Genomic DNA, 11,608 nt, shown 5'->3' with positions numbered 1-11,608 from the left:
GGGGGCTGTGAAGTGCCTTGGGTGTCCTCTGAGTTGTCCATGGACCGACGCTAGGCGGCGTTGATCACCGGACGGGCGCCTTCCGCCGAAGGCACGTCGGCCGAGCTCCGGTGGGGCTCGCCCAGCGGGACTTCGTGTACCGCCCCGGGGTGACCCCCACCAGCCTCCTGAAGTGCCGGGTGAGGTGGGACTGGTCGAAGAAGCCGGTGGCGACGGCCACCTCGCCCGGCCGCACCCCGTCGAGGAGGAGCCGCCGGGCGCGGTCGACGCGGCGGGAGGTGAGGTACTGGTGCGGCGCGATGCCGTAGGCGGTGCTGAACGCCCGTACCAGATGCGCGGGATGCGCGTGCAGCAGCGCGGCGGCCTCGTCGAGGGTGATCCCCTCGGCCACCCGCTCGTCGAGGAGCTCGCGCAGCCGCCGGGCGAGCGCCGGGTCGGCCCGCGGCACCTCGGTGACGAGCCGCGGCCGCAGCCGGGCGGTCAGCCGCTCCCCGATGAACGTCAGCCTGCTCGCGGCCTCCAGCTCGTCGCCGGGACGGTCCAGGGCGTGGTGCAACTGCCCCACACGCCGTCGCAGCAGCGGGTCGCGCAGGTCGGGGGTGTCCACGGCGGAGCCGACGAGATCCTCGCCGAGCAGCGAGGTGTCGAGATAGATGACCCGCTTGCGAAAGCCGTCCGGGGAGGCGGGGGAGCCGTTGTGCGGGACGTGCGGCGGCAGCAGGGACACCGTGTCGTGCGGGGTGCCGTGCTCGTGCCGGTCGAGGTCGTACCGCACGGCCCCGTCGTCCACGATCAGCAGCGTCCACGCGTCATGGACGTGCATCGGATAGGCGTACCCGGTGAAGTGCGCGTGGAAGACCTCCACGACGCCCGGGACGGCGGGGCGCCAGGCGGAGACGGTCTGCCGGGTGGCCATGCAAAGAACGTACAAGACGGTGCCGGACGACGTTCGGCAGTCTCAGGGCATGAGCGACGACACACCCATCCGGTTCGACACGAAGATCGCCGTCCTGCTGCGGGAGGACCTGGAGCCCTGGCAACGCCTGAACGTCACCGCGTTCCTCGTCAGCGGCCTCGGCACGACCGTCCCCGAGGTGGTCGGGGAGCCCTACGAGGACGGCGACGGGGTGGCCTATCTGCCGATGTTCCGGCAGCCGGTCATGGTCTTCGAGAGCACGAAGGAGACGCTGACGGCGGCGCACGCGCGTGCGCTGTCCCGGGCGTTGCCGTGCTCGGTCTTCACGAGCGACCTCTTCACGACGGGCAACGACCGCGACAACCGGGCGGCGGTGCGGGCCGTGGGGACGGGGGAGTTGGACCTGGTGGGGATGGCTGTATACGGGGCGCGCAACGGGGTGGACAAGGTGGTGAAGGGGGCGCGGATGCATCCGTGAGGGGCGTCAGGCGCGTTTCCTCGACGGGGTCGGCCGGTTGCGGGCGAGGACCTTGACCGAGGGCGCGTCCGGAACCTTGCCCAGGGTCTCGTCCGGGATGACCTTGGCCAGAGCCTCGTCCGAGACCTTCACCAGGGTCTCCTCCAGGCCCTCGGTCGGGGCCACGTCCGGGCCGGCGGCGTACGCGTCCTCGGTGGGCAGGCCGCGCATCAGCACACCGTATCCGACGCCGGCCACCGTGCCGACGACCGCGCACAGGCCCCACAGCCACCGGGCGCCGTAATGGTCGATGATCAGGCCGGACATCAGCGGGGCCACGAGGGAGGCGACCGCCCAGGACAGGGTGTACATGCCCTGGTAGCGGCCCCGGCCGTGGGTGGGGGAGAGGCGGACGACCAGGCTGGTCTGGGTGGGGGCGTTGACGATCTCGGCGAGGGTCCAGACGCAGACCGTCAGGGCGAAGACGCCGATGGAGCCGGCGAAGGCGGTCAGTCCGAAGCCGTACCCGGCGAGCAGCGACGAGACGACGAGCAGCCGGCGGGGATCGCGGTGCTGGATGAACCGGGTGACCGGGATCTGGAGCGCGACGATGAGGATGCCGTTGACGGCGATGGCCATGCCGTAGTCGGCGGGCGTGAACCCGGCCTCGCCCATCGCCACCGGGAGCCCGACCGCGCCCTGCTGGAAGACGAAGGCGATGAGGAAGGACAGCCCGACCACACCCATGTACCGCCCGTCGCGGAGCACGGTGCGAAGACCGACCTCGTCGTCCGCCCCCTTCTCGGCGGCAGTGCGCTCGGGCCGCGACTCGGGCAGCTTCAGGAAGACGACGATCGCGCAGACGGCGGTCATGCCGGCCTCGATGAGGAAACCGGCGAGATAGCTGAACTCGGCGATGAACCCGGCGCCCATGGAGGACACGGCGAATCCCAGGTTGATCGCCCAGTAGTTGAGCGAGAAGGCGCGCACCCGGTCCTCGGGCCGCACGATGTCGGCCATCATCGCCTGCACGGCGGGCCGCGAGGCGTTGGAGGTCATGCCGACGAGGAACGCGACGGCGGCGATGGCGGCCGGGTGGTGCATGAACCCGAGCAGGGCGACGGACAGGGCGGTCGAACCCTGGGCGAGCAGCAGCGTGGGCCGCCGCCCGAGCCGGTCGGTCATCACCCCGGCCCCGACGGAGGAGACGACGCCGCCCAGCCCGTGCAGGGAGGCGACGAGGCCGGCGTAGACGGCGGAGTACCCGCGGTCCAGGGTCAGATAGAGCGCCATGAAGGTGGCGACGAAGGCACCGAGCCGGTTGACGAGGGTGCTGGTCCACAGCCACCAGAACTCGCGGGGAAGCCCGGCGACGGACTCCCGGACGGCGCGTCTCACGGCGGTTGGTGACATGGCGGATCCCCCGGTGCGGTGTAAGTGCTGCTGGCGGCGTGAGCAACTTACAAGTGGCGCGCTGGGAGAGGCCACCCAATTAACAGATCCGGTCAACCGTCCGCCTGCCGAGCGGGGCGCGCGAGCGATCAGACAGGTGGATTACGCTCATACGCATGGCCGACGCACCGTACAAGCTGATCCTCCTCCGCCACGGCGAGAGCGAGTGGAACGCCAAGAACCTGTTCACCGGCTGGGTGGACGTCAACCTGACCGAGAAGGGCGAGAAGGAGGCGGTCCGCGGTGGCGAGCTCCTGAAGGACGCCGATCTCCTCCCCGACGTGGTCCACACCTCGCTCCAGAAGCGCGCCATCCGTACCGCGCAGCTGGCCCTGGAGTCGGCGGACCGCCTCTGGATCCCGGTCCACCGCTCGTGGCGCCTGAACGAGCGTCACTACGGCGCCCTCCAGGGCAAGGACAAGGCGCAGACCCTCGCGGAGTTCGGCCAGGAGCAGTTCATGCTCTGGCGCCGCTCCTACGACACGCCCCCGCCGGCGCTCGAGGACGGCACGGAGTTCTCCCAGTCGGCCGACCCGCGCTACGCGACGATCCCCCCGGAGCTGCGCCCCCGCACGGAGTGCCTCAAGGACGTCGTCGTCCGCATGCTCCCGTACTGGTACGACGGCATCGTCCCCGACCTCCTCGCCGGCCGCACGGTCCTGGTCGCCGCCCACGGCAACTCGCTGCGCGCGCTGGTCAAGCACCTCGACGGCGTCTCGGACGCCGACATCGCGGGCCTCAACATCCCGACCGGCATCCCGCTGTCCTACGAGCTGGACGCCGACTTCAAGCCCCTCAACCCCGGCGGCACCTACCTCGACCCCGAGGCGGCCGCGGCGGCGATCGAGGCGGTAAAGAATCAGGGCAAGAAGAAGTAACGCGACGCCAGTAACCCCCCGCCTGCGGCTTCGGTGCAGGTGGGGGGCTTTTTCGTGGCCGCGGGGGGGATCCGCGGACCCTCGTGGACCGGGCCGTCGCCCCCGGGATGTGCGCACGGCCACAGCGGGCGGGTTTCGCGAGGGCGCATACTGAAGCATGACAAGACCTGCGGCACCCAAGCGTCATCTGCCCACCAGCCCCTTCCCGGCCCCGGTCGCACCGGTTCCCAAGCACTTCGACCTGGGCGATCAGGTCACGCACGACGTGTACGGCCTCGGCTCCGTGATCGGCGTCGAGGAAGGGATCGCGATGCTGGTCGACTTCGGCTCGGCGCAGATGCGGATCCTGAGCCCGTACACCAAGATGACCAAGCTGTAGGGCCACTGTGCCCCCTCACGGCACACCAGGTCCCGCCAGGGACCTGTAAGGAAAGGCAGACCTCTCATCGAACCGACGTCGCTGTTCTCCGCCCCCGAAGGGCAACCCCGTCGCTCCACCGCGGTATCGCCGTCCCCGGCGACGGACCCCTTCCAGTCCCCCGATTTCGGGGACACCGAGCCGTACTGGCCCGAGGAGGCGGAGGATGCACAGGAGCCCGCCCCGCGCAAGCGTGGGGCGCGGCACAGGGCGGCCTGACGCTCAGGGCACGCGCCTGAAGCCGCCGCAGCGGTCCAGACGGAACGGGGCGCCCGGGGCCTAGGGCGCCCACCCCTCGCGCAGGGCCTGCGGAACGGCCGCCAAGGGCGGGACGCGCCGGTGCGGCCCGCCACGCCGGGCGAAGAGCCTCCACCGCTCCCCGCCCGGGTGCGCATCGCCGCGTGACCGCCAGGGCGCGTCACGTGATCGTCAGCGGTACCGCGTGGATCTCGTCCGCCTTGTGCCCCGTGCGCTCGTGGATGCGCAGCACCGCATCGGCCGAGGGTGCCTCGGACAGGCAGTAGACCGTCCCGGACTCGGGGTCCGCCCACGCGCGCTGGAAGTGGACGCCCTCCTCGTTCTCTATGTCGAGGTCGGCCTGGTGCGCCTGCTGCAACTGGTCGGCCGTGATGCCCTGCATTCCGTGGTGTACGTCCATGAACTGCGCCATGACCCGCACCTCCTTCACACTTGCCGCTCCCTCCATGCTGCGCCCCAAGGGGCCGGAGCGGCGACCGCAGACGTGAAGGGCCCCGGCGCGATCACCGGGGCCCTTCACGGTCGTACGACAGCAAGCGCGGTGTCAGCCGCACTGGCAGGGGTTGCCCGACTGGCACCCGCACCCGCAGCCCGAGCCGCAGCCGCACGCGCCGATCAGCATCAGGTTCCTGGTCTCGGCGGGCCGCTCGGTCTCGCGCTCCTGCGTCGGGTCGGGCGTGGTGCTGGGGGATTCGGCCATGGGTCCTCCTCGAGGCAAGGGTCTGAACTCCCGGACCTCGCATCAGACCCTGTGCTCATTGGATGCCCGCCGATGCGGTCGCATCAACGGCGCACGGAGGCTCGCGAGCGCCCCGAACAGGCTTCGTCCCGCCGGGTCAGGCCTCTTCCACGCCGGTGGCCGGCTGGATGTCCGACTGCAGCTCGTCCGCGTGCTCACCCGTCACCAGGTACACCACCCGCTTCGCCACCGACACCGCGTGGTCCGCGAACCGCTCGTAGTAGCGGCCCAGCAGGGTCACGTCCACCGCCGTCTCGATGCCGTGCTTCCAGCGGTCGTCCATCAGGTGCTGGAAGAGCGTGCGGTGCAGCAGGTCCATCTCGTCGTCGTCCTGCTCCAGTTGGAGCGCGAGATCGACGTCCTTGGTGATGATGACCTCCGCCGCCTTCGCCATCAGGCGCTGCGCGAGCTGGCCCATCTCCAGGATCGTGGCGTGCAGGTCGTGCGGGATCGCCCGCTCCGGGAAGCGCAGCCGCGCCAGCTTCGCCACGTGCTGGGCGAGGTCGCCCGCGCGCTCCAGGTCCGCCGACATGCGCAGGGACGTCACGACGATACGGAGGTCCGTCGCCACCGGCTGCTGGCGGGCGAGCAGGGCTATGGCCCGGGCCTCCAGCTCGTGCTGGAGGTCGTCGACCCTCTGGTCGGCCTCGATGACGCTCTCGGCCAGCTTCAGGTCGGAGTCGAGGATGGACGTCGTGGCGCGCCCGATCGCCGAGCCCACCAGCCGGGCCATCTCGACCAGACCGTCGCCGATCGAGTCCAGTTCCTCGTGGTACGCGTCCCGCATCAGGGGTCCCTCTCTTACGTCTGCCTCGGGGGTTCCGGGGGCCAGAACCAGCCGTCCGAGACTTCGGGACGACCGGCGCTGTGAACCCCACGCTCCCACGTTCGGCCCCGTACGCGTCGAATTCCGTCACCCCAAATGAACCGTCCCTGGCTCCAAGGTGAACTCTGAGCGACGAGTGTTCGAGCTCGCACCCGGATGGCTGTGGCCAGGAGCGATCTCGTGCCTAACCTGGGTGCATGGACGTGAACGCGGCGGTCGCCGCAGTGGCAGCGATCGCCGGAGCAGTCACCGGCGTGATCGCCATGCTGGCGTTCCGCTTCAGCGAGCGCGAGCAGAAACGCCCCACCCGCACCTCATTGCACACCGACCCGGTGCTCCCGCCGGGCGTGGACACCGTCCTGTCCGTCCTGCGCTCCTCCGCCGTCGTCCTGGACGAGGCCGACGGTGTCGTCAAGGCCAGCTCGGCCGCCTACGCCCTCGGCCTGGTCCGCGGCGGCAAGCTCGCCGTCGAGCCCATGCTCCAAATGGCCCGCGACACCAGGAGAGACGGCGAGATACGACAGGTCGAACTCGACCTACCCAGGCGCGGCACGGGACGGGGCGAGGCACTCGCCGTGTCCGCCCGTGTCGCGCCTCTCGGCTCGCGGCTGGTCCTCCTGCTCGTCGAGGACCTCACCGAGGCCCGCCGGATCGAGGCGGTCCGCCGCGACTTCGTCGCCAACGTCAGCCACGAGCTCAAGACCCCGGTGGGCGCCCTGTCCCTGCTGTCCGAGGCCGTCATGGACGCCTACGACGACCCCGAGGCGGTCACCCGCTTCGCCGGCCGCATGCAGATCGAGGCGACCCGGCTGACCAACCTGGTCCAGGAGCTCATCGACCTCTCCCGGGTCCAGAACGACGACCCCCTGGAGGACGCCGAGCCCGTCCGCGTCGAGGAGCTGGTCGCCGAGGCGATCGACCGCTGCCGCCACCAGGCCGGCACCAAGAACATCACCATGGCCGCCGGCGGCACCGCGGACCTCAGGATCTGGGGCAACCGCGGCCAGCTCGCCGCCGCGCTCGGCAACCTCGTCGAGAACGCCGTGAACTACTCCCCGGCCCGCACCCGCGTCGGCATAGCCGCCCGCCGGGTGACCTCGCCCGGCGGGGACCTCATCGAGATCGCCGTGACCGACCAGGGCATCGGCATCTCCGACAAGGACAAGGAGCGCATCTTCGAGCGCTTCTACCGCGTCGACCCGGCCCGCTCCCGCCAGACGGGCGGCACCGGCCTCGGTCTCGCGATCGTCAAGCACGTGGCCGCCTCCCACGCGGGGGAGGTCACGGTGTGGAGCTCCGAAGGCCAGGGCTCCACGTTCACCCTGCGGCTGCCGGAGGCGGGGGCTGCCCGCGACCGCGCACAACAGAACACCGGCCTCGGCGACGAGGACGGCCCCGACCCATCCCCGTACGAACCGCTTCCCGCCCCGGAGGTCCTTCCGTGACCCGAGTGCTCGTCGTCGAGGACGAGGAGTCCTTCTCCGACGCCCTGTCGTACATGCTCCGCAAGGAGGGCTTCGAGGTCGCGGTCGCGACCACGGGCCCCGACGGACTCGACGAGTTCGAGCGCAACGGCGCCGACCTCGTCCTCCTCGACCTGATGCTGCCGGGCCTGCCCGGCACGGAGGTGTGCCGGCAGCTGCGCGGACGCTCCAACGTCCCCGTCATCATGGTGACCGCCAAGGACAGCGAGATCGACAAGGTCGTCGGCCTGGAAATAGGAGCCGATGACTATGTCACCAAGCCGTTCTCCTCGCGCGAGCTGGTCGCCCGCATCCGCGCCGTCCTGCGCCGCCGCGGCGAGCCCGAGGAGGTCACCCCGGCCGCCCTGGAGGCCGGTCCGGTCCGCATGGACGTGGACCGCCACGTGGTCACGGTCTCCGGCTCCAAGGTCGACCTGCCCCTCAAGGAGTTCGACCTGCTGGAGATGCTGCTGCGCAACGCCGGCCGCGTCCTGACCCGCATGCAGCTCATCGACCGGGTCTGGGGCGCCGACTACGTCGGTGACACCAAGACCCTCGACGTCCACGTCAAGCGCCTGCGCGCCAAGATCGAGCCGGACCCGGGCGCGCCCCGGTACCTGGTGACGGTCCGCGGCCTCGGCTACAAGTTCGAGCCGTAAGCCGTAAGCCGTAAGCCGTAAGCCGTAAGCCGTAAGCCGTAACCCGTACGACGAACAGAAGGGCGGGACCTCTCCAGGAGGTCCCGCCCTTCGTCGTACGGCTGTGTCAGTGCCCGGCGGCCTCGTGCGAGGCGCTCTCGCTCGCCGACGCGGACGCCGACGCCTCGTCGGTCGGGGTCGCCGACGGCGAGGCCGTGCCGGTGTCGGAGCCGGACGGGGAGGGCGACGTGCTCTCGCCCGTGCCCGGCGCCTCGGGGGCCTGGGTCGGGCCCCACTTCTCGAAGTAGCTCTCGGCCGGCACCACGAAGGCCTTCAGGCTCACCGCGCCGGTCCTGCTGAAGGTGAAGGTGATCTTCTGGGCGTTGCCGTCCTGGATCGCCTCACGGCTGCTGGGCAGGACCGCGGTGGCGTTGTCCTTGCCGCCGAGGACGAGGGAGCCGCCGGCCGGGATGGTCAGCTTGCCCTTGCCCTTGGCGGGGGAGAGCTCGGCGGTCTTGCCGGCGTCGTCCACGGTGACGGAGTCCAGCGTCTCGGCGGTGGAGCCGCTGTTGAACAGGGTCGCGGAGATCACGGCCGGGCCGGTGGACTCCAGGTCGGGCTGGGTGATGACCACGGCGTTCTGGATCTTGATCTCGCCGACGGTGGTGGCCGCGTTGTCCGGCTTGATCTCCAGCGTCTGGGCGTTGTTGCCGGCGCCGCACGCGGCGAGCGAGGCGATCGAGAACGCGAGGACGGCGGCGCTGAGTGCGCCGCGTCGAAGGCTGCTGCTCACGGCGGCGGCAACTCCTTGACTCGAACGGGGGGCTGCATAAAGCCGCCCTAAGTGTCTGTCAGCGGCCCCAGGTTACCGAGCCGTTCCCGCGTCGCCGCACCCGACCCTCCCCTCGAGCGGGTCGGCTTCGCCCGGCAGGGGGTGGCGCCCGACGGAAGTCACCCGGAAGCCACCTGGGACGTCACCCGCGCAGTCACCCGCGCACTCACCCCGGCGGCGGCCTCGCACGTCGTTGGCCGGTCATCCGGAAGTCGCTCACTTCACAAGTGACCCACCAGGCACTTTGGCCCCAGTGCCCGTTCGCCATTCACATAAGACTCCCGCGCATCGGCTCGCAAATCTTCCGTGAAGGAATGCGCGATCGCCCACGGAATTGATCACGGGCTGATCCGGTGGCTCACGTGATTGGGCGTGATCAATTCCAGAATCGACGCGGAACTGACTCCGGGCACCGAACGGAGTAGCGGAAGTCGCACACTTGGAACCAGACATATGGGGACGATCGGCCGCCTCCGAGGGCCTCCGGATGCGTGTAACGTACGCGTTTCACCTCCCCCGGAGAGCCGCTCCGACCTGCGAATACTTTCTTCCGCTCGGCCCGCGCAGCACGTTCCTGTTGCTGTTGTCAAGCCCCGAGATATGCCCTGACCTGCGAAAACGCCATTCAGAACCCGCAGTTTCCGTGTTACTCTGGATAGCCACGGAAGGGGTACCTGTCACATGACGTTCAAGGTTGGCGACACCGTGGTCTATCCCCATCACGGGGCCGCGCTGATCGAGGCCATCGAAACTCGCCAGATCAAAGGCGTGGACAAGACCTACTTGGTGCTGAAGGTCGCCCAGGGTGACCTGACGGTACGTGTGCCAGCGGACAATGCGGAGTTCGTCGGCGTGCGTGATGTGGTCGGTCAGGACGGACTGGACCGGGTCTTCGAGGTGCTGCGCGCGCCGTACGCCGAGGAGCCCACGAACTGGTCGCGTCGTTACAAGGCAAATCTGGAGAAGCTCGCCTCCGGCGATGTCATCAAGGTCGCGGAAGTCGTGCGCGACCTGTGGCGTCGTGAGCGTGAGCGCGGACTTTCCGCAGGTGAGAAGCGCATGCTCGCCAAGGCCCGCCAGATCCTGGTGAGCGAGCTCGCCCTCGCGGAGAACACGAACGAGGACAAGGCCGAGGCCCTTCTCGACGAGGTCCTCGCGTCCTGACGCACGCTGCCGCCAGGCTCGGCCCAGCACAAGTGGTGTCGCTTTAACAAAGTGCCGCGGTGCCCGATGACATATTTCTGTCGCCGGGCGCTGCGGCATGTTCATACCCGGACGCCGTCCATACGACGGGGCCGGGACCCCGATACTTGGCGTGCCGGGCCCGGGCACAGGCTCGACCGGCGTCACGGAAGGGTCCGGTCAAGGCGTCGCGCCCGGCACGCTGTCTCTCGTACCCACCTAGGCCGAGCACACAAACCTGACAGGAACCGATGTCTGACGATTCGCGTCCCTCGCTCACGACGAGCCGTACGCAGGCCCGTACCGCCGTCGTGATCCCGGCCGCCGGCCGGGGCGTACGCCTGGGCCCGGGCGCCCCCAAGGCGCTCCGCGCGCTCAACGGCACCCCCATGCTGATCCACGCGGTCCGCGCGATGGCCGCCTCGCGCGCGGTCTCCCTGGTCGTCGTCGTGGCCCCGCCCGAAGGCGCCGCCGAGGTCAAGAGCCTGCTGGACGCCCACGCCCTGCCCGAGCGCACCGACTTCCTCGTCGTGCCCGGCGGTGCCGAACGCCAGGACTCCGTCCGGCTCGGCCTGGACGCCCTGCCGCCCGACTACGACATCGTCCTCGTCCACGACGCCGCCCGCCCGCTCGTCCCCGTCGACACCGTGGACGCGGTCATCGAGGCCGTACGCGAGGGAGCGACCGCGGTCGTGCCCGCGCTGCCGCTGGCCGACACCGTCAAGGAGGTCGAGCCGGCCACCGTCGCCGGTGACCCCGAGCCCGTCGTCGCCACCCCGCGCCGCGCCCGCCTGCGTGCCGTCCAGACGCCCCAGGGCTTCGACCGCGCGACCCTGATCCGCGCCCACGAGACGGTCACCGACAACGTCACCGACGACGCGACCATGGTCGAACAGCTCGGCGAGACGGTCATGGTCGTCCCCGGCCACGAGGAGGCCTTCAAGGTCACCCGCCCCCTCGACCTCGTCCTCGCCGAAGCGGTCCTCGCGCGCAGGAGGCTCAACGATGGCTTCTGAGCACCACCCCCTGCCCCAGGTCGGCATCGGCACCGACATCCACGCCTTCGAAGAGGGCCGCGACCTGTGGTGCGCCGGTCTGAAGTGGGAGGGCGAGGGCCCCGGGCTGGCCGGCCACTCCGACGCCGACGTCGTCGCCCACGCCGCGTGCAACGCGCTCTTCTCCGCGGCCGGGCTCGGCGACCTCGGACAGCACTTCGGCACCGGGCGGCCCGAGTGGGCCGGCGCCTCGGGCGTCGTCCTGCTGACGGAGGCCGCCCGGATCGTCCGCGAGGCCGGCTTCCGGATCGGCAACGTCGCCGTGCAGGTCGTCGGCCCCCGCCCGAAGATCGGCAAGCGCCGCGACGAGGCCCAGAAGATCCTGACGGAGGCGGCGGGCGCACCCGTGTCGGTGTCCGGCGCCACCACCGACGGGCTCGGGTTCCCCGGCCGGGGCGAGGGGCTCATGGCGATCGCCACCGCGCTGGTGGTACGAACAGCGGACTGACTGTTATCCACAACCGTCCAAGGCACTAGGCACCGCCCACTACCCT

The 11,608-nt window shown here is 70.4% G+C and carries 14 protein-coding genes; 8 read left to right on the top strand and 6 right to left on the bottom strand.

Going from position 1 to position 11,608, the window contains the following annotated elements:
- Positions 1-64 precede the first annotated feature (64 nt).
- Positions 65-916: an AraC family transcriptional regulator gene (locus tag ACZ56U_RS18530; RefSeq protein ID WP_469085045.1), complete on the bottom strand. Its 852-nt coding sequence runs from the start codon at positions 914-916 to the stop codon at positions 65-67.
- 49 nt (positions 917-965) lie between these two features.
- Between ACZ56U_RS18530 and ACZ56U_RS18525 the strand changes: the two genes are divergently transcribed.
- A complete protein-coding gene (locus ACZ56U_RS18525; RefSeq protein ID WP_469085044.1) occupies positions 966-1,394 on the top strand; it encodes a DUF2000 family protein in 429 nt (142 codons plus the stop codon).
- Positions 1,395-1,400: 6 nt separating this feature from the next.
- On the opposite strand, the gene ACZ56U_RS18520 is transcribed toward ACZ56U_RS18525, so the two are convergent.
- Positions 1,401-2,786, bottom strand: a complete 1,386-nt coding sequence (locus tag ACZ56U_RS18520; protein WP_469085043.1) for an MDR family MFS transporter — start codon at positions 2,784-2,786, stop codon at positions 1,401-1,403.
- Between the two features lie 155 nt (positions 2,787-2,941).
- Here ACZ56U_RS18520 and ACZ56U_RS18515 point away from each other — a divergent pair, with 155 nt between their 5' ends.
- The gene (locus ACZ56U_RS18515; protein ID WP_469085042.1) at positions 2,942-3,703 is read left to right on the top strand and encodes a phosphoglyceromutase; all 762 of its coding nucleotides are present in this window, start codon (positions 2,942-2,944) and stop codon (positions 3,701-3,703) included.
- 157 nt (positions 3,704-3,860) lie between these two features.
- Positions 3,861-4,082: a hypothetical protein gene (locus tag ACZ56U_RS18510; protein ID WP_469085041.1), complete on the top strand. Its 222-nt coding sequence runs from the start codon at positions 3,861-3,863 to the stop codon at positions 4,080-4,082.
- A 457-nt stretch (positions 4,083-4,539) separates the two neighbouring features.
- Here the strand turns inward: ACZ56U_RS18510 and ACZ56U_RS18505 are convergent, their stop codons facing one another.
- The 3 genes from ACZ56U_RS18505 to phoU all read right to left on the bottom strand — a co-directional run bounded on the left by ACZ56U_RS18505 (position 4,540) and on the right by phoU (position 5,905).
- Positions 4,540-4,791: an SCO4226 family nickel-binding protein gene (locus ACZ56U_RS18505; RefSeq protein ID WP_469085040.1), complete on the bottom strand. Its 252-nt coding sequence runs from the start codon at positions 4,789-4,791 to the stop codon at positions 4,540-4,542.
- 132 nt (positions 4,792-4,923) lie between these two features.
- Positions 4,924-5,079, bottom strand: coding sequence for a hypothetical protein (locus ACZ56U_RS18500; protein WP_391234086.1), 156 nt, complete (start codon positions 5,077-5,079; stop codon positions 4,924-4,926).
- Between the two features lie 136 nt (positions 5,080-5,215).
- Positions 5,216-5,905: a phosphate signaling complex protein PhoU gene (phoU, locus tag ACZ56U_RS18495; RefSeq protein ID WP_391234087.1), complete on the bottom strand. Its 690-nt coding sequence runs from the start codon at positions 5,903-5,905 to the stop codon at positions 5,216-5,218.
- Positions 5,906-6,141: 236 nt separating this feature from the next.
- On the opposite strand from phoU, the gene phoR reads away from it, so the two are divergent.
- Both phoR and phoP read left to right on the top strand, forming a co-directional pair.
- Positions 6,142-7,389 (top strand): two-component system sensor histidine kinase PhoR, encoded by a 1,248-nt coding sequence (gene phoR, locus ACZ56U_RS18490; RefSeq protein ID WP_469085039.1) that lies wholly within the window; start codon positions 6,142-6,144, stop codon positions 7,387-7,389.
- 5 nt (positions 7,390-7,394) lie between these two features.
- Positions 7,395-8,066: a two-component system response regulator PhoP gene (phoP, locus tag ACZ56U_RS18485; RefSeq protein ID WP_004000192.1), complete on the top strand. Its 672-nt coding sequence runs from the start codon at positions 7,395-7,397 to the stop codon at positions 8,064-8,066.
- A gap of 106 nt (positions 8,067-8,172) precedes the next feature.
- On the opposite strand, the gene ACZ56U_RS18480 is transcribed toward phoP, so the two are convergent.
- A complete protein-coding gene (locus tag ACZ56U_RS18480; RefSeq protein WP_469085038.1) occupies positions 8,173-8,838 on the bottom strand; it encodes a copper chaperone PCu(A)C domain-containing protein in 666 nt (221 codons plus the stop codon).
- A 720-nt stretch (positions 8,839-9,558) separates the two neighbouring features.
- On the opposite strand from ACZ56U_RS18480, the gene ACZ56U_RS18475 reads away from it, so the two are divergent.
- The 3 genes from ACZ56U_RS18475 to ispF all read left to right on the top strand — a co-directional run bounded on the left by ACZ56U_RS18475 (position 9,559) and on the right by ispF (position 11,562).
- Positions 9,559-10,041: a CarD family transcriptional regulator gene (locus ACZ56U_RS18475; RefSeq protein WP_003953493.1), complete on the top strand. Its 483-nt coding sequence runs from the start codon at positions 9,559-9,561 to the stop codon at positions 10,039-10,041.
- A 269-nt stretch (positions 10,042-10,310) separates the two neighbouring features.
- Entirely contained in the window at positions 10,311-11,075 is a 765-nt protein-coding gene (gene ispD, locus ACZ56U_RS18470) for a 2-C-methyl-D-erythritol 4-phosphate cytidylyltransferase (RefSeq protein ID WP_469085037.1), read from the top strand.
- Positions 11,065-11,562 carry a 2-C-methyl-D-erythritol 2,4-cyclodiphosphate synthase gene (ispF, locus tag ACZ56U_RS18465; protein WP_469085036.1) on the top strand — a complete coding sequence of 166 codons (498 nt, stop codon included), beginning with the start codon at positions 11,065-11,067 and terminating at the stop codon, positions 11,560-11,562. The genes ispD and ispF overlap by 11 nt, the downstream gene beginning before the upstream one ends.
- The last annotated feature ends 46 nt before the right edge of the window (positions 11,563-11,608 follow it).

Source organism: Streptomyces sp. NPDC034103 (assembly GCF_055575395.1).
Note: the sequence above shows the minus strand (reverse complement) of the source record. Positions and strands in the feature narration are given on the sequence as shown.